This window comes from Curtobacterium sp. MCLR17_031, assembly GCF_003234775.2.
GTDB classification, from domain to species: domain Bacteria; phylum Actinomycetota; class Actinomycetes; order Actinomycetales; family Microbacteriaceae; genus Curtobacterium; species Curtobacterium flaccumfaciens.
Window position 1 is genome coordinate 3,035,033 of record NZ_CP126270.1, and the last position, 17,342, is coordinate 3,052,374.

Below are 17,342 nucleotides of genomic sequence, written 5' to 3' on the forward strand. Positions count from 1 at the left end.
GCACCGACCACGGAACCTCGCACCATCGCGGTCAGCAGGCACACGGGGCGCGGGCGTCACGCGGATCCGGACGCTGAGCGGGAACCGGACTACTCCGCAGCCGCCAAGACCGTCCGCCCGAGCCGCACGAAGTCGTCCACACCGATCGCCTCGCCCCGGGCGGTCGGGTCGATGCCCGCCGCCGTCAGGACCTCGGACGCGTGCGCACTGCCGCCGAGCACCCCGGACAGGCTCTGCCGCAGCATCTTGCGTCGTTGCTGGAACGCCGCGTCCACCAGCGTGAACACCCGCGACCGCAGGAGCTCGTCACCCGGGGGCTCGTGCCGGTCGAACGCCACCAGGACACTGTCGACGTTCGGCACCGGCCAGAAGACCTGCCGGCTCACCAACCCGGCGGTGCTCCACGAGCCGTACCAGGCAGCCTTGACGCTCGGCGAACCGTAGACCTTGCTGCCCGGACCGGCAGCGAGCCGGTACCCGACCTCGGCCTGCACCATGACGAGCGACCGCTCGATCGACGGGAAGGTCGCGAGCAGGTGCAGCAGCACGGGCACGGAGATGTTGTAGGGCAGGTTCGCGACGAGGTGCGTCGGCTCGACGTCGAGGTCCGTGGCGGCGACGGTCATGGCGTCCTGCTGCACGACGGTCAGCCTGGCGTCCGGCTGCATCGACGACACCGTCGACGGCAGCTTGGCGGCCAGGCGCTTGTCGATCTCGACCGCGGTGACGGGGGCGCCGGTCTCGGTCAGCCCGAGCGTCAACGACCCGAGCCCCGGGCCGATCTCGAGCACCTGTGCCGACGGGGTCACACCGGCGACGGACACGATGCGCCGCACGGTGTTGGCGTCGTGCACGAAGTTCTGCCCGAGCTTCTTCGTCGGGGTGACGTCGAGTTCGGCCGCGAGCTCCCGGATCTCCGCCGGGCCGAGCAGGGCACCCACGACTACTCGTCCACCGTCACGGGCTCGGCGTCCCACGCGCCGTAGACGAGCTCGGTGTTCGAGGCGATCTGGGCCGCGAGCATCGAGGCGTCCGTGCCGAGCGTCTCCGCCATCGACCGCAGGGTGAGCGGGATGAGGTACGGCGCGTTCGGGCGGCCACGGAACGGGGTGGGCGTCAGGAACGGTGCGTCGGTCTCGATCATGATCAGGTGCCGCGGGGCGACGACCAGGGCTTCACGCAGCAGTGCGGCGTTCTTGAACGTCACGGTGCCGGCGAACGACATGTACCAGCCGCGCTCGGCGCAGAGCCGGGCGAGGTCCGGACCGCCGGAGAAGCAGTGGAAGACGGTGCGCTCCGGGGCACCCACGCGGTCGAGGACCTCGACCACGGCGTCGTGCGCGTCGCGGTCGTGGATCGTCAGCGCGAGGTCGTGCTCCTTCGCGATGCGGATGTGCTCCTCGAAGGAACGGACCTGGGCGTCACGGCCGTCCTCGCCGGTGCGGAAGAAGTCGAGGCCGGTCTCACCGATCGCCCGGACCCGCGGCAGCACAGCAAGACGCTCGATGCCAGCGAGGTGCTCGTCGAGCAGCCCCTGCTCCTGCAGCACGGGCGCTTCGTTCGGGTGCAGCGCGACGGCCGCCAGGACCCGGGGCTCCCGAGCCGCGATCGACGCGGACCACTCCGAGGTGGCGAGGTCGGTGCCGACCTGCACGACACCGCGCACGCCGACGCTCGAGGCACGGTCGAGGTGCTCGCGGTACTCGAGCGGACCGTCACCCCCGTCGCCGACGCCGTCGGCGATCTCCATGTGGGTGTGGTTGTCGTACACCGGCACGACGAGCGCCTGCGGCAGCGGCGGGTACGTCAGGTCGCGCTTCGAGCCACCGGACGCCCCGTCGCCGCGGGACCGGACGTGCGACTCGGCGTCGGTCACGCGGAGACCTGCTCGATCCGGGGGAACAGCCCGCTCTCGAGCGGCACCACGTGCGACGCACCCTGCCACTCGTACGCGCGGTCGACCCGCTGCTCGGCGACGGACCCGCCGGCGCCGATCGAGGCCCAGAGCTTCTCGGTCGCCTTCGGCATGACCGGGGACAGCAGGACGGTGACGGTGCCGAGGCCGCGGAGCGCGGTGGTCAGGACCGTGCCGAGGCGCTCGCGGTTGGCGTCGTCCTTCGCCAGGGCCCAGGGCGCCTGCTCGGTGATGTACCCGTTCAGGGCGTCGACGAGCTCCCACACGCTGGCGATCGCCTCGTGCGGGGCGAAGGCGGCGATGGCGGCGTCGGCACGCTCGGTGACCGACACGGCCAGGGCGTCGATCGCCTGGTCGGACTCGGTCAGTTCGCCGCGATCGGGGACCTCGCCGTCGCAGTACTTCTGCAGCATGGCGACCAGGCGCGACGCCAGGTTGCCGTAGCCGTTCGCGAGCTCGGCCTGGTAGCGCGCCGAGATGTCTTCCCAGCTGAAGTTGCCGTCCTGCCCGAAGGTGATGGCGCGCAGGAAGTAGTAGCGGAAGGCGTCGGACCCGAACGTGTCGGTGATCTCCGACGGCGCGATGCCGGTCAGCTTCGACTTGGACATCTTCTCGCCGCCGACGAGCAACCAGCCGTGGCCGAAGACGCGCTCCGGTACCGGCAGCCCGGCGGCCATGAGCATCGCCGGCCAGATGACGGCGTGGAAGCGGGCGATGTCCTTGCCGACGATGTGCACGCTCGGCCAGAGGCGCTTGAAGGCCTCGTCGTCGTCGGTGCCGTAGCCCAGCGCCGTGACGTAGTTGAGCAGGGCGTCGAACCACACGTACAGCACGTGGTCGCTGTCCCAGGGGATCTTGATGCCCCAGTCGAAGCTGGAGCGCGAGATCGACAGGTCCCGGAGCCCCTGCTTGACGAACGAGATGATCTCGTTGCGGACGCTCTCGGGCTGGATGAACAGCGGGTTCGACTCGTACAGGTCGAGCAGGCGCTGCTCGAAGTCGGACATCCGGAAGAAGTAGTTGCGCTCGGCCAGTACCTCGACCGGGATCGAGTGGATCGCGCAGACCTGCTGGCCCTCGTACGCACCGGTCCCGGCGACCAGGTCGCTCGGCTGCTTGTACTCCTCGCAGCCCACGCAGTAGAAGCCCTCGAACTCGCCGGCGTAGATGAAGCCGTCGTCGTACAGCTTCTGCAGGAACGCCGTCACGCCGCGCTCGTGCCGTTCGTCGGTGGTGCGGATGAAGTCGTCGTTCGCGACGTCGACCGTGTCGAGCAGTGGCTTCCAGGCGTCGTTGACCAGCCGGTCGGCCCATTCCTTGGGCGAAACGTCGTTCGCCGAGGCGGTGCGCAGGATCTTCTGCCCGTGCTCGTCGGTGCCGGTGAGCAGCCAGGTGTCGTCACCGCGCTGCCGGTGCCAGCGCGCGAGGAAGTCCGCGGCGACCTCGGTGTAGGCGTGCCCGATGTGGGGCACGTCGTTCACGTAGAAGATCGGCGTGGTGATGCTGAACGAGGACCCGGCGGACATGCGGACCATCCTACGGGCGCACCGAACCCTGATGACGCGTGCGGCGGTGGACTGTGGAGAACCGGGTCCGGGAGGCCCGTGACGGGCCCGCCCCGCGCCTCCAGACCGGCGGACGCGGACGTGACGAGCCCCGCTCAGCGCGCCGCGAGCGCCCCTTCGTACAGGTCGCGCTTCGACAGCCCGGTCGCGTCCGCGACCGCCGCGGCGGCCTCCTTCATGCGCATGCCGGCCGCCACCCGCTCGAGCACCAGGCGCACCCCGTCGTCGAGCGTGGCTTCTTCGGTGGCCTCGGCGGCGCCGGCGACGACGATGCAGATCTCGCCACGGACGCCCTCGGACGCCCACGTGACGAGTTCGTCCAGCGGCCCACGGCGGACCTCTTCGTACAGCTTCGTGAGCTCGCGGCAGACCGCGGCGCGTCGATCGCCGCCGAACCCGACGGCCATGTCGGCCAGGGTCTCGGCCAGCCGGTGCGGCGACTCGAAGAACACCATGGTCCGTTGCTCCCCCGCCAGCGCCTGGAACGCCCGACGGCGCTCGCCGGCCTTGCGGGTCGGGAACCCCTCGAACGTGAAGCGGTCGGTGGGCAGCCCGGACACGGCGAGCGCCATGAGCACGGCCGACGGCCCGGGCAGGGCGGTGACGGTGACCCCGGCGGCCGCGGCGGCCTCGACGAGGGGGAAGCCGGGGTCACTGATCGCGGGCATGCCGGCGTCGGTCAGGACCACGACGTCCTCGTCGCGGGCGAGCTCGACGACCTCGGACGCCTTCGCCCGTTCGTTGTGCTCGTGCAGGGCGATGAGCCGCGGACGGTTCTCGATGCCCAGGGCGCGCATCAGGTGGATGGCGGTCCTGGTGTCCTCCGCCGCGACGACCGTGGCATTGGAGAGGGTCTCGACGAGACGGCGCGAGGCGTCCCCGAGGTTGCCGATGGGCGTTGCTGCGAGGACGATCACGCACCCATTGTCCCCGCACAGCGACCCCGGTGCGGCGACAGCGGCCGCCCGACGCCGCCGCGTCGGCCCGAGCAGCCCCGTCGCAGCGGGGACATAGGTCGATCCGTAGGATGCTCAGCGATGACCAGCGAGCTGACCGACGACCGCACGGCCGTGCCCGACGGGCCGGTCGGCTCGCGCCTGGACGACTGGTGGGGGCGGGTGCTCTCCACGTCGCAGCGCGTCGCCGTGTGGCGGTGGACGGGTCCGCTCGCGGTGACGCTCCTCGCCGCCGTGCTGCGGCTGGTGAACCTCGGCAACCCGCACTCGCTCGTGTTCGACGAGACGTACTACGTCAAGGACGGCTGGTCGATCGTGCACCTCGGGTACGAGGGCACCTGGCCCGCGAACCCGAGCAGTGACACCGCCCCGACGACCGACGACCGGTTCGTCCGCGGTGAGACGGACATCTTCACGAGTGCCGCGGAGTTCATCGCGCACCCGCCGCTCGGCAAGTACCTCATCGGCCTCGGGATGCTGCTGTTCGGGGCGGACAACTCGTTCGGCTGGCGTTTCACGGTGGCCGTGCTCGGCGTCGCGACGGTGTTCCTGACCGCGGTGATCGCCCGGTCGCTGTTCCGTTCGACGATGATCGGCACGCTCGCCGGCTTCCTGCTCGCGATCGACGGGCAGGCGATCGTGATGTCGCGGGTGACGCTCCTCGACGGCATCCTGACCTTCTTCGTCATCCTCGGGTTCGGGGCGCTGCTGCTCGACCGTCGGCACGGTCAACGGCGGCTCGACGAGTGGGTGGCCGCCCGTGCTGCCGCGGGCCGGACCACCCTGTGGGGGCCGGTGTTCTGGTGGCGCCCGTGGTTGTTCGCGATGGGCTTGGCCCTCGGGCTGGCAGCGGCGACGAAGTGGTCGGGGATGTACTTCCTGGCGTTCTTCGCCGTGTACTCCGTGCTGAGCGACATGATGATGCGCCGCCGCGCCGGGGTCGAGTTCTGGTCGTCGAGCGCGCTGCTGCAGCAGGCACCGGTGTCGTTCCTGCTGACCGTGCCGATCGCCGCGGTGACCTACGTGGCGTCGTGGACCGGCTGGTTCGTGTCGAGGGACGGCTGGGACCGCAACTGGCTGTCCTCGGGCGGCGACCGCTGGACCGGGCTGCTCGCCTGGGTGCCGGACGGCCTGCAGAACTGGTGGCACTACCAGTCGGAGATCTACGCCTTCAACATCGGGCTGCACACCCCGCACTCGTACCAGGCGAACCCGCTGCTCTGGCTCGTGATGCAGCGCCCCACGTCGATGTTCTACGTCGGCACGGACGCCGGGCAGGACGGCTGCTGGGCGAACCGCTGCGGCGAGGCGATCACCGGCATCGCGAATCCGTTCATCTGGTACGCCTCGGTCATCGCGACGGTGGCGCTGCTCGTGCTCTGGGTCCTGCGCCGGAAGTGGGAGTACGGCTTCGTCCTGCTCGGCGTCGCGGCGGGGTACCTGCCCTGGCTGATGTACGTCGACCGGACGGTGTTCCAGTTCTACACGATCGCCTTCGAGCCCTACATGGTGATGGCGCTGGCCGCCGCGATCGGGTTGGTGCTCGGCAGGCGGAGCGACGAACGGTCACGCCGGTCACGGGCGATCCTGTGGGTCGGCGTGTACCTGGGCGTCGTCGTGCTCGCCTCGGTCTACTGGTACCCGATGTGGACGGCGATGCAGGTGCCGTGGGACTTCGTCCGGTCGCACTACTGGATCCCCAGCTGGCTGTAGCCGGCCTGGCAGGTCCGGCCGGTCCGGTCGCGGCCGTCGCGTTGGGCGCTCTGGTGGCGACCACAGCCGGACTGGAGGCCCGTGGCGGCGCCGCCACGGGCCTCCCCTGCGTCCGTGGTCAGGACTGCGCGTGCAGCGCGCGCTCGATCGACTCGCGGTCCAGCGGGTCGCCGAGCATCGGCGCGGTGTCGTCCGTACCCGGCAGGACGCCCTGGATCAGGAGTTCCGCGTAGCGGCGCCAGGCGTCCGGGTCGTGCTCGCGGGTGGCATCGGCGACCGCACCGACCATCGCGGTGAGCATCGGCAGGTCCCGGTAGTCGAAGCCGGGCCGGACGACGCCGGCGGTCTCGGCGCGGCCGATGATCGCGGCGACCTGCCGTTCGAGCCGGTCGCGCTCCTGCACGATGGACGGTCGGGCCTTGCCGGCACGGACGATGGCATCGGCGAGGGCGCGGTCGCGTGCGCGGAACGCGAAGACGCCCATCAGGTACACCCGGAGCGCCTCGCGCGGGTCGGACACGTCCGCGGCGCGCGCTGCGGCGTCGTTCATGGCCTCGAACTTGGTGGCGAGCAGCGCCTCGATCAGGGAGTCCTTGTCGGCGAACCGTCGGTAGACGGTGCCGACCCCGACGCCGGCCTCGTGCGCGATGTCGTTCAACGTGACGGAGAGCCCGCGCTCGGCGAAGCACTTGCGCGCCGTCTGCAGGATCAGCTCGCGGTTGCGCGCTGCGTCGGCGCGCAGCGGTCGCTCGAGGTCGGACGCGGACTCGGTGGTGCTCACGATCCGACCGTAGTTGCACTTTCTGGGAACAAGTGGATGCCCTCCTTCCGTTTCGGTCTACACTGACCACAAACGGATGCCTCGCATCCGGTTTCGTCACCACCACATCTCGGGAGTGCCCGACGGCGCGCACCTCCACCCCACCCTCCAACCTTCTCGAAGGAGGCTGCCGTGACGGCAGAACACACCGTGCCGACCCCCACCGGGACAGCACCCACGACTCCGGGCACCACCCCCGCCAAGAGCAACCACCGCTGGATCGCCCTGGCGGTCATCGCCCTCGCACAGCTGATGGTCGTGCTCGACGCGACCATCGTGAACATCGCCCTGCCCTCGGCCCAGGCCGACCTGGACTTCGGCACCGACCAGCGACAGTGGATCGTCACCGCGTACTCGCTGGCCTTCGGTTCGCTGCTGCTGCTCGGCGGTCGTCTCGGCGACCTGTTCGGGCGCAAGAACACCTTCATCATCGGGCTCGTCGGCTTCGCCGTCGCCTCGGTGCTCGGTGGCCTCGCCGACTCGTTCGGCCTGCTCGTCGCGGCCCGCGCACTGCAGGGCGTCTTCGGCGCGCTGCTCGCCCCGTCCGCGCTCGGCATGCTGACCACCACGTTCCGCGACCCCAAGGAACGCGGTCGCGCGTTCGGCATCTTCGGGTCCATCGCCGGCTCGGGTGCGGCCATCGGCCTGCTGCTCGGCGGCGTGCTGACCGAGTACGCGTCCTGGCGCTGGTGCCTCTACGTCAACGTCGTCTTCGCCGTGCTCGGCGTGATCGGCGCACTCGTCTTCATGGAGAAGCCGCCGAAGGTCGAGCGTCCGCGCATCGACGTGCTCGGCGTCATCACCATCACGCTCGGGCTGGTCGGCGTCGTCTACGGCTTCTCGAACGCCGAGACGAACGGCTGGGACTCCCCCGTCACGATCGCCATGCTCGCCGGCGGCGTCGTGCTGATCGCCGCGTTCGTGTTCATCGAGACCCGCGTCGCCCACCCGCTGCTGCCCCTGCGCGTCGTGCTCGACCGAGACCGCGGCGGCTCGTTCATCGCGATCGGCCTCGTCGCGATCGGCATGTTCGGCATCTTCCTGTTCCTGACCTACTACCTGGAGCAGACCCTCGGCTTCAGCTCGCTGCAGACCGGTCTCGCATTCCTGCCGATGCCGCTGTCGATCATGATCTCGGCGACGCAGATCGGTGGCCGCCTGCTGCCGCGCGTCGGGCCGAAGGTGCTCATCTTCGCCGGTGGCCTGGTCGCCGCGACCGGGCTCCTGCTGCTGCTCCGCACCGACCTGGACAGCTCCTACGCGGGCACCGTCCTGCCGGCGCTGATCGTCATCGGTCTCGGCATGGGCACGATCTTCTCGTCCGCGATGAACACCGCGACCACCGGAGTTGCTCGGGCCGACGCCGGTGTGGCCTCGGCGACGGTCAACACCATGCAGCAGATCGGTGGCTCGATCGGTACGGCGCTGCTGTCGACGATCTTCGCCGACGTGGTGTCGAACAGCCTGTCCGGGCTGACCGCCGCCCCGACGAAGCTGCAGCAGGCCCAGGCCACGCTCGACGGGTACCACGTGGCGTTCGGCATCTCCGCCGGTGTGCTCGTGCTCGTCGCCCTGGCCGGCGGACTGCTCATCAACCGGCAGTCGGTGCGGGTCGAGCGGCTCGCACGTGCCGGGTCCGCCACGACCGGGAGCATCCCCGCCGCGGCGCACTGACGCCGGCGGTTCGCTCCGCGTCTTCGGCCCGTTCCGGTTCTGCCGGGGCGGGCCGTTGTGCGTGTGTGTGTGGGGGGGGGCGGCGACACCCGTTCCACGACGATCCACCTGTCGAACGACGCGTGCATCGTCGATCGATGCGCACGCACTCGGTGCCTGCGCATGTTCCGACAGACCACTCGTCGAACGACTGGTGCATCGTCGATCACTGCCCACGCATGCACCTACCCGCACCCACGGTTGCGCCGCGTGTCCACGTCCCTGGCCCACGTCAGGGGTGCGGATTATGGTGTGCGACATGGCCCCCGTCCTGACCTCACCACTCGTGTCGACGCAGTGGCTCGCAGACCACCTCGGTGCTGACGAGCTCGTCGTGCTCGACGCCTCGGTGCACACCGTCGGGGCCGGGTTCGACACCACATGGCTCCCCGGACGGGACGCCCACGAGCAGCGCGGCCACGTGCCCGGCGCCCGCTTCGCCGACCTGATCGACGACTTCTCCGCCGCCGACGCCGACGTCCCGTTCACCCGCCCCGGCGCCGAGCGCTTCGAGGTCGCCGCGGCACAGCTCGGCGTGACGAACACCTCGACCGTGGTGGTCTACGACGACAGCGTCGGCGAGTGGTCGGCACGCCTGTGGTGGATCTTCCGTTCGTTCGGCTTCGACTCGGTCGCGGTGCTCGACGGTGGTTTCACGAAGTGGCGCGACGAGGGCCGCCCCGTCCGCGTGGGAGCACTCCGCACGCCCGCGACGCCGTCCGACCCCGATGCCGGCGCGTTCCTCGCCGGCGAAGAACGTGCGCTCTGGGCCGACCACGACCGCGTCACCCGTGCGGTCTCCGGCGAAGAGCCGGCGTCCCTGGTGTTCGCCGCGCCCTGGGCGGCCCTCGGTGACGACCACCCGCCGATCGTGCCGGGCAGCACCCCGATCACGGCGGACACCCTGGTGGACCCCGAGACGAACGCGTACCTGCGCGGCGCCGAGCTCGAGCGGGCCTTCGCCGCGGTGATCGGTGCCGACGAGATCGTCACGTACTGCGGGGTGGGCAGCGCCGCGTGCGTCGACGCCCTCGCCCTGACGGTGCTCGGGCACGACCGGGTGAAGGTCTACGACGGTTCGCTGGCCGACTGGTGGCGGCACGAGCAGCTCGCCTCCTGACGGAACCGATCGCGGAACGACGGCCGCGCCGGGCCGACGGCCGCGGACCGTCAGCCGAGGACTGACGGCCGCGAGCCGACCGCCGCGCCGCACTACCGTTGCACCATGAGCACCAGACGCGCGGTCATCCTCGGCGGCACCGGCGGCATCGGCTCGGCCGTCGCGCGAGAGCTGCTCGACGCCTCGGGCCGGGGCGGCGACGACTGGCAGGTCGACGTGGTCGCACGCCGAGGCGGTCCCGCAGCGGACGCCCTGACCGCAGCCGGTGCCGCGTTCACGCCCGGTGACCGCCGCGACCGGTCCGACCTGCGCGAACTCCTGCGCCCCGGAGCCGACCTGCTCGTCGACACCGTCGGCCTGACCCGCGACGACGCCCAGCAGCTCCTGCCGTTCCTCGACGACGTCGGCTCGACCGTCTTCGTCTCGTCCAGGTCGGTGTACGCCGACGAGCAGGGGCGGCACGCGAACTCGCTCGACAAGCCGGTGTTCGGCGGCGCGGTCACCGAGATCCAGCCGACCGTCACCGCCGGCGACGGGGACCCCACGAGTCGTGACGGCTACGGCGCCGCGAAGGTGGCGGCCGAGCAGGTCCTGCTCGACCACGGTGCCCCGGTCACGGTGCTCCGCCCGTCGAAGGTGTACGGCGTCGGCATCGGCCGCCCGCGGGAGTGGTTCGTCGTCCGCCGCGTGCTCGACGGCCGGGAGCGCATCCTGCTCGCCGACCACGGCCGCGGTGTGGACCACACGACGGCGGCGAGCGGTATCGGTTCGCTCGTCCGGCTCGTCGCGGACGCGCCGGACCGCCGGATCCTCAACGTCGCCGATGCCTCGGCCCCGACCGCGCTCGAGATCGTGCGGACGATCGGCGGACACCTGGACCACCGGTTCGACGAGGTCCTGCTCGACGAGGACGCGCCCGCGTTCGTGGGTGGCACGCCGTGGTCTTCACGACCGCCGTTCGTCCTCGACACCACTGCGGCACGCGCCCTCGGGTGGGAACCACCGGAGTTCGCGACGGCCGTCGCCCCCGAACTCGATTGGCTGGTCGAGACCGCCCACGCGACGCCCGCCGACGGCGACGTCCCGTGGGCCGACGACCCGTTCTGGGAGCACATGTTCGACTACGGCCCCGAGGACGCCGCACTCGCGCTCCTCTCCCTCAACCTGGGCTGACACGGTGCCCCGGTCCGAGGTCCTGTTCATCGGCGGACGCTCCGGCGTGGGCAAGTCGACGGCAGCCGAGGCACTGCACGACCTGCTCGTCGCGGCGGACGTCCGGCACGCGGTGATCGAGGGCGACCTGCTCGACCTCGCGCACCCTGCACCGCACGTCGAACACCCCGAGGCCCACCTGGCCGAGCTGAACCTGGCCGCGATCTGGGCCGGCTACCGGGCGATCGGGCACCACCGGCTCGTCTACACGAACACCGTGTCCGTGCTCGAGCACGAGCGCCTCGCTGCAGCGATGGGCGACGATCCGCTGGTGCGCGTCGTCCTGCTCCGCGCATCCGACGGCGCGACCGCCGACCGGCTCGCACGACGAGCGGGTGGTGCGGTCCCGCAGGCGCAGCTCGCGCACAGCACGCGGACGGCCGGGAGGCTCGACTCGGCCACCGCGGACACGGTCACCCGGGTGGACACGGACGGCAAGAGCCCCGCCCAGGTGGCCGCACGGCTCGCGTCGATCACGGGGTGGCTCGAGGGCTGATCTCCCCCGCACGGCCTGTGCAGAGTGGGCGTTCCGTCCACAGTTGTCCCCGGACGGTGGTCCGCCCAGTCGGGGGCGGGCACGCTGGAGCCATGAACGACAACCGCCTCGGCACCTCGGTCAGCCCCTACCTGCGTCTGCACGCCGACAACCCGGTGGACTGGCGCGAGTGGGGTCCCGAGGCGTTCGCCGAAGCGCGCGAGCGCGGGGTCCCGGTGCTGGTGTCCGTCGGGTACGCCACGTGCCACTGGTGCCACGTCATGGCGCGCGAGAGCTTCGACGACCCGGAGATCGGCGAGTTGCTGCGGCGGGACTTCGTGTCGGTGAAGGTCGACCGCGAAGAACGGCCGGACGTCGACGCGAGCCTGATGGCCTCGGCGAGTGCGTTCACGCAACAGCTCGGCTGGCCGCTGACGACGTTCCTGACGCCCGACGGCCACGTCTTCTTCGCGGGGACGTACTTCCCGCCCACTCCCGTCGGGCAGGTCCCGGCGTTCCGGCAGATCCTGGCCGCGGTGCTCGACGCCTGGACCGAGCGTCGGCACGAGGTCGACGCGAACGCCTCGGCCATCGCGACGGCGATCCGGCAGGGCGCCGTGGCGGACGCTGCCACCCGTTCCGGCGAGGGCGGCGCCGGTGCCGGAGCCGACCCGGGCCTCCCGTCCGTCGACGCCATCCGGGCCGTCGCGGACCAGTTGTCCCAGGCAGAGGACACCACCTACGGTGGTTTCGGCGGCGCGCCGAAGTTCCCGAGCACACCGTTGCTCGAGTTCCTCGCCGACGCGGCGGCCGACGGCGACGCCGAGGCCGACGGGTTGCTCGACCGGTCGTTGCACGCGATCCGCGCATCCGAGCTGACCGACGCCGACGGCGGCGTCTTCCGGTACGCGACCAAGCGCGACTGGAGCGTGCCGCACTACGAACGGATGCTCTACGACAACGCGGGGCTGCTCGCGGTCGCGGGTGCCGAGCAGGCCCGCGGCATCGCCGACTTCCTCCGGGACACCCTGCGCCGTGCCGACGGGGCGTTCGTCGCCGCGCAGGACAGTGAGTCGACCATCGACGGCCGTCGGGTCGAGGGCGAGTGGTACCGCCGACCGATCGCCGAGCGCGCCCAGCTCGACCCGCCACCGCTGGACGACCAGGTGCTCACGGGCTGGAACGGCCTGGCGATCCGGGGGCTCGCGATCGCCGGCGCACGGCACGGCGACCCGGAACTCGTCGCGCTCGCGCGGGGCGCGGCCGATGCGGTCCTCGCCGCCCACGTGCAGGACGACCACGTGACGGTGCGGTCCAGCACACCGCGCGGAGTCTCCTCTGCACCGGCCACCGTCGAGGACGTCGGGCTGCTCGCCGAAGGGCTGCTCGAACTGGCCCTGGTGACGGGCGAGGTCTCCTACGCGACCGTCGCACGCTCGCTCGTCGACGACGGTCTGGCCGAGCGCTTCGACGTCGACCCGGTGCTGGCCTCGGCGGGGACGGCCACGGGGGAACAGCCACAGACCGCGATGCGGTCCGGCACCGTGGCGCTGGCGTCGGCCGCCGCGACGCTCGGGGCACTGACGGGCGACGAGGCACTGCGGGTCGCCGCGGCACGACTCATCGCCGACCGCGCCCGCACCGGGACCGAGCGACCCCTCGGTCACGCGGATGCCCTCGGTGTCGCCCTCGCCCTGCAACGGCCGTCGCGCGAGATCGTCGTCGTCACGAGCGGCACCGACGACCCGATGCGGGCCGTGGCACGCCGCGCTCGGCGCCCCGGCACGGTCGTCGCCACCACGACGCCGGAACAGGCACGCGACTGGGCCGAGGCGGGGTTCTCGTTGTTCGAGGGACGCGACGTGCTCGACCCTGCCGCGTACGTCTGTCACGACCGGGTGTGCGAACTGCCCTCCCGGTCGGCGGACGTCCTGTCCCGGCAGATCGCCTGACACACCAGTCGCCCGGCGCGCCTGTATCCTGGAATGCTCATGTCTTCTCCGCTGCCCGTCATCACGTACCCGCCCGAACTGCCGGTCTCGCAGCGGCGGGACGACATCGCGGCTGCCATCCGTGACAACCAGGTGGTCATCGTCGCCGGGGCCACCGGCTCGGGGAAGACGACGCAGCTGCCGAAGATCTGCCTCGAGCTCGGTCGTGAGCACATCGGGCACACCCAGCCCCGGCGGATCGCGGCACGGACCATCGCCGAGCGTGTGGCGGAAGAACTGGGCGGCGGGGAGCTCGGCGGACTCGTCGGCTACCAGGTCCGGTTCACCGACAAGGTGAGCTCCGAGACCCGCGTGAAGCTGATGACCGACGGCATCCTGCTGAACGAGATCCACTTCGACCGCGACCTGAAACGGTACGACACGATCATCATCGACGAGGCGCACGAACGGTCCCTGACGATCGACTTCCTGCTCGGCTACCTGAAGCGGTTGCTCCCCCGTCGTCCCGACCTGAAGCTCATCATCACGAGTGCGACGATCGACCCGGAGTCGTTCTCGAAGCACTTCGACGACGCCCCCATCATCGAGGTGTCCGGCCGCACCTACCCGGTCGAGATCCGGTACCGCCCCCTCGTCGCCGAAGACCAGGACGACGACGCCGACGACGAGTCGGACTCCCGCACCGGCGACAGCGGCAACGCAGCCGACGACCGCGACACCCTGCAGGGCATCACCGACGCCCTCGACGAGCTGGCGCAGGAGGACCCGGGCGACGTGCTCGTGTTCCTGTCCGGCGAGAACGAGATCCGCGACGCCCAGGACGCGATCGAGGGCAAGCGCTACCCGGGCACCGAGGTCCTGCCGCTGTACGGCCGCCTGTCCGCCGCCGACCAGCACCGGGTCTTCGAGCGCCGGCACACCCCGGGCATCCGCCGTCGTGTCGTCCTCGCCACGAACGTCGCCGAGACCTCACTGACCGTGCCCGGCATCAAGTACGTCATCGACACGGGGACGGCACGCATCTCGCGGTACTCCCCGCGGGCCAAGGTGCAGCGCCTGCCGATCGAGGCGATCTCGCAGGCCAGCGCCAGTCAGCGCTCCGGTCGAGCGGGTCGCACGAGTGCCGGCATCGCGATCCGGCTCTACTCGGAAGACGACTTCGGCCGACGCCCCGAGTACACCGACCCCGAGATCCTCCGCACGAACCTCGCCGCGGTGATCCTGCAGATGATCTCGCTCGGCTTCGGGGACATCGAGTCGTTCCCGTTCCTGCAGCCGCCGGACAGCCGCGGCGTGAAGGACGGCCTCGACCTGCTCCGCGAGCTCCGCGCCGTCGACAAGGACGGCCGCATCACGAAGTCCGGGCGACAGCTGACCCGGCTGCCGATCGACCCCCGGCTCGGTCGGATGGTGCTCGAGGCCGGGCGGCAGGGCGTCGGGCGCGAGGTCATCGCCATCGTCAGCGCCCTGAGCATCCAGGACCCCCGCGAGCGCCCCCTCGAGAAGCGCGCGCACGCCGACCAGCTGCACGCCCGCTTCGCCGACCCGACGAGCGACTTCCTGACCCTGCTGAACCTCTGGAACCACATCGAGGAGCAGCAGGAGGAACTGTCGTCGAGCGCGTTCCGCCGGCTGTGCAAGGCCGAGTTCCTGAACTACCTGCGCATCCGCGAGTGGCAGGACCTGTACCGGCAGCTCTCCCGTGCCGCGAAGCAGGTCGACGTCCGAGTCGGGCAGGCCCGCTCCGACGACGGCGACGCCGTGCACCGCGCGCTGCTCTCCGGACTCCTCAGCCAGATCGGGCTGCGCGACCGCGAGAAGCGCGACTACCTCGGCTCCCGCAACACCCGGTTCGTGGTGTTCCCGGGCAGCGTGCTCGCGAAGAAGCAGCCCGACGCCGTGATGGCCGCCGAGCTCGTCGAGACGAGCCGGTTGTTCGCTCGGACCGTCGGCCGGATCGACCCCGCCTGGGTGGAGCCGCTCGCCGGTGACCTGCTCAAGCGCACATACGGCGAGCCGCACTGGGAGAAGAAGCAGGGGGCGGTCGTCGCCTACGAGCGCGTGAGCCTGTTCGGCGTCCCGATCGTGCAGCGCCGCCGCGTGCAGTACTCGCGGATCGACCCGGAACACTCCCGCGAGCTCTTCATCCGGCACGCCCTGGTCGAGGGTGAGTGGGAATCGCAGCAGGCCTTCGACCGCGCCAACCGGAAGCTCCGCAAGGAACTCGAGCAGCTCGAGGAACGCACCCGCCGCCGGGACATCCTGCTCGACGACGAGAACGTCTACGAGTTCTACGACGCCCGCATCCCTGCCGACGTCGCCACGACCCGCGACTTCGAGGGGTGGTGGCGCACCACCCGCCGTGAGCAGCCGGACCTGCTCACGATGCGCCGGTCGGACCTGCTGGACGAATCAGCGGCCGAGGCCGCCGAGGACGACGTCGAGTACCCCACCCAGTGGCGGAGCGGCGACCAGCGTCTCGCCATCCAGTACCGCTTCGAGCCCGGCGCACAGGACGACGGCGTCAGCGTGCAGGTCCCCCTCGCGCTCCTGCCCCGGATGCGTGAAGAGGGCTTCGACTGGCAGGTGCGCGGCCTCCGCAAGGAACTCGTCACCGCGCTCATCAAGTCGCTGCCGAAGCAGATCCGCAAGAACGTCGTGCCCGCAGCCGACTGGGCCGAGAAGATCGTCGCCGAGCTGCCCGACGACGCCCCGACCGAGCCGACGGAGTCGTTCCGCGCCACCCTCGCCAAGGCGATCCAGCGCATGACCTACGTCCCGGTCTCCGAGTCCGACTTCGACCTGTCCCGCGTCCCCGCGCACCTGCTGCCGACGTGGGCCGTGGTCGACGAGCGTGGTCGCCGGGTCGAGACCGGCAAGGACCTGTCGGCCCTGCAGACCAAGCTGAAGGACCGGACCCAGCAGAGCGTCGCCTCCGCCACGGCGAAGGGCGCGGGACGGACAGGACGCGCGGCTCGCGTCGCGTCCGCCGGTGCCGGTCGTCCGCTGGAACAGTCCGGACTCACCGCCTGGCCCGACCAGGACCTCCCGCAGACCCTCGACACCAAGCAGGCCGGCGGCGTCATCCGCGCGTACCCGTCCCTGGTCGAGGAAGGCACGGGTCCGAAGGCGACCGTCGGCGTGCAGCTGCTCGCCACCCCGTCCGACCGCGTCGTCCGGATGCCCGCCGGGGTCCGTCGTCTGGTGATGCACGCGGTGCCGTCGCCCGTGTCGTACATCCAGTCGCACCTGACCGCGCAGGAGAAGCTCGCCCTCGCGGCCAGCCCCTACCCGTCAACCGCCGCGCTGTTCGACGACGTCCTGGCCGCGGTGGTCGACGCCGGCATCCGTCGGACCCACCCGGACGGCCTCGTCTTCACGAAGGCCGAGTTCGAGTCGGTCCGCGATGCCGTTTCGGCCACCGTCGTCGACACGATGTTCACCGCGGTGTCCGAGGTCGCGGCCGTCCTGGCCGCGCAGCGCTCCGCCGAACGGGCACTCAAGCAGGCGAACTCGATGTCGCTGCTCGCCGCCCTCAGCGACATGCGGCAGCAGATGGAGCGCCTGGTGTTCCCGGGGTTCGTCGCCGTCGCGGGGCTCGACCGGCTGCGACGCATCCGCGTGTACCTGCAGGGCATCGAGGCGCGCGTGCAGAAACTGCTGCAGAACCCCGGACGCGACGCGACCTGGATGCGCGAGGTCACCGTGGCGACCGACCGCTACACCGATGCCGGCGGCACCTTCCCGCCCGCGGTCGGGGCGCACCCGGAGCTCGTGCACGCTCGGTGGATGCTCGAGGAGTTCCGGCTCAGCCTGTTCGCGCAGGAACTCGGGACCGCTGAGACCGTCTCGCTGCAGCGGATCACGAAGGCCCTGACCGCCGCGCGCTGATGGGTCTACC

Annotated in this window: 12 protein-coding genes; 7 read left to right on the forward strand and 5 right to left on the reverse strand. The window is 71.1% G+C overall.

The window, feature by feature from the left end:
- Positions 1–89: 89 nt before the first annotated feature.
- The 4 genes from rsmA to rsmI form a co-directional block, all read right to left on the reverse strand.
- Entirely contained in the window at positions 90–941 is an 852-nt protein-coding gene (gene rsmA / locus DEI96_RS14345) for a 16S rRNA (adenine(1518)-N(6)/adenine(1519)-N(6))-dimethyltransferase RsmA (RefSeq protein WP_111024672.1), read from the reverse strand.
- A 2-nt stretch (positions 942–943) separates the two neighbouring features.
- Positions 944–1,876, reverse strand: a complete 933-nt coding sequence (locus tag DEI96_RS14350; RefSeq protein ID WP_111024671.1) for a TatD family hydrolase — start codon at positions 1,874–1,876, stop codon at positions 944–946.
- Positions 1,873–3,441, reverse strand: a complete 1,569-nt coding sequence (gene metG / locus DEI96_RS14355; RefSeq protein ID WP_111024670.1) for a methionine--tRNA ligase — start codon at positions 3,439–3,441, stop codon at positions 1,873–1,875. The genes DEI96_RS14350 and metG overlap by 4 nt, the downstream gene beginning before the upstream one ends.
- Positions 3,442–3,575: 134 nt before the next feature.
- Positions 3,576–4,397, reverse strand: a complete 822-nt coding sequence (gene rsmI, locus DEI96_RS14360) for a 16S rRNA (cytidine(1402)-2'-O)-methyltransferase (RefSeq protein ID WP_027466054.1) — start codon at positions 4,395–4,397, stop codon at positions 3,576–3,578.
- A 120-nt stretch (positions 4,398–4,517) separates the two neighbouring features.
- Here rsmI and DEI96_RS14365 point away from each other — a divergent pair, with 120 nt between their 5' ends.
- Positions 4,518–6,149, forward strand: a complete 1,632-nt coding sequence (locus DEI96_RS14365; RefSeq protein WP_111024669.1) for a dolichyl-phosphate-mannose--protein mannosyltransferase — start codon at positions 4,518–4,520, stop codon at positions 6,147–6,149.
- Positions 6,150–6,267: 118 nt separating this feature from the next.
- On the opposite strand, the gene DEI96_RS14370 is transcribed toward DEI96_RS14365, so the two are convergent.
- On the reverse strand, positions 6,268–6,930 hold the full coding sequence (locus tag DEI96_RS14370; RefSeq protein WP_111024668.1) for a TetR/AcrR family transcriptional regulator: 663 nt from the start codon (positions 6,928–6,930) through the stop codon (positions 6,268–6,270).
- A 171-nt stretch (positions 6,931–7,101) separates the two neighbouring features.
- Between DEI96_RS14370 and DEI96_RS14375 the strand changes: the two genes are divergently transcribed.
- The 6 genes from DEI96_RS14375 (at position 7,102) to hrpA (ending at position 17,332) form a co-directional block, all read left to right on the forward strand.
- On the forward strand, positions 7,102–8,643 hold the full coding sequence (locus tag DEI96_RS14375) for an MFS transporter (protein WP_027466052.1): 1,542 nt from the start codon (positions 7,102–7,104) through the stop codon (positions 8,641–8,643).
- Positions 8,644–8,941: 298 nt separating this feature from the next.
- A complete protein-coding gene (locus DEI96_RS14380; protein ID WP_164941195.1) occupies positions 8,942–9,802 on the forward strand; it encodes a sulfurtransferase in 861 nt (286 codons plus the stop codon).
- Between the two features lie 105 nt (positions 9,803–9,907).
- A complete protein-coding gene (locus DEI96_RS14385) occupies positions 9,908–10,975 on the forward strand; it encodes an NAD-dependent epimerase/dehydratase family protein (protein WP_111024666.1) in 1,068 nt (355 codons plus the stop codon).
- A gap of 4 nt (positions 10,976–10,979) precedes the next feature.
- Positions 10,980–11,510 carry a P-loop NTPase family protein gene (locus DEI96_RS14390; protein ID WP_111024665.1) on the forward strand — a complete coding sequence of 177 codons (531 nt, stop codon included), beginning with the start codon at positions 10,980–10,982 and terminating at the stop codon, positions 11,508–11,510.
- Positions 11,511–11,602: 92 nt separating this feature from the next.
- The gene (locus DEI96_RS14395; RefSeq protein WP_111024664.1) at positions 11,603–13,441 is read left to right on the forward strand and encodes a thioredoxin domain-containing protein; all 1,839 of its coding nucleotides are present in this window, start codon (positions 11,603–11,605) and stop codon (positions 13,439–13,441) included.
- Between the two features lie 39 nt (positions 13,442–13,480).
- Entirely contained in the window at positions 13,481–17,332 is a 3,852-nt protein-coding gene (gene hrpA, locus DEI96_RS14400; protein ID WP_111024663.1) for an ATP-dependent RNA helicase HrpA, read from the forward strand.
- Positions 17,333–17,342 lie beyond the last annotated feature (10 nt).

What these genes read in the sequence shown, in the direction of transcription:
- DEI96_RS14380 (WP_164941195.1), top strand. Translation starts at nt 8,942, where the DNA reads ATGGCCCCCGTCCTGACCTCACCACTCGTGTCGACGCAGTGGCTCGCA.
- metG (WP_111024670.1), bottom strand. Translation starts at nt 3,441, where the DNA reads ATGTCCGCCGGGTCCTCGTTCAGCATCACCACGCCGATCTTCTACGTG.
- DEI96_RS14365 (WP_111024669.1), top strand. Translation starts at nt 4,518, where the DNA reads ATGACCAGCGAGCTGACCGACGACCGCACGGCCGTGCCCGACGGGCCG.
- DEI96_RS14385 (WP_111024666.1), top strand. Translation starts at nt 9,908, where the DNA reads ATGAGCACCAGACGCGCGGTCATCCTCGGCGGCACCGGCGGCATCGGC.
- DEI96_RS14395 (WP_111024664.1), top strand. Translation starts at nt 11,603, where the DNA reads ATGAACGACAACCGCCTCGGCACCTCGGTCAGCCCCTACCTGCGTCTG.
- hrpA (WP_111024663.1), top strand. Translation starts at nt 13,481, where the DNA reads ATGTCTTCTCCGCTGCCCGTCATCACGTACCCGCCCGAACTGCCGGTC.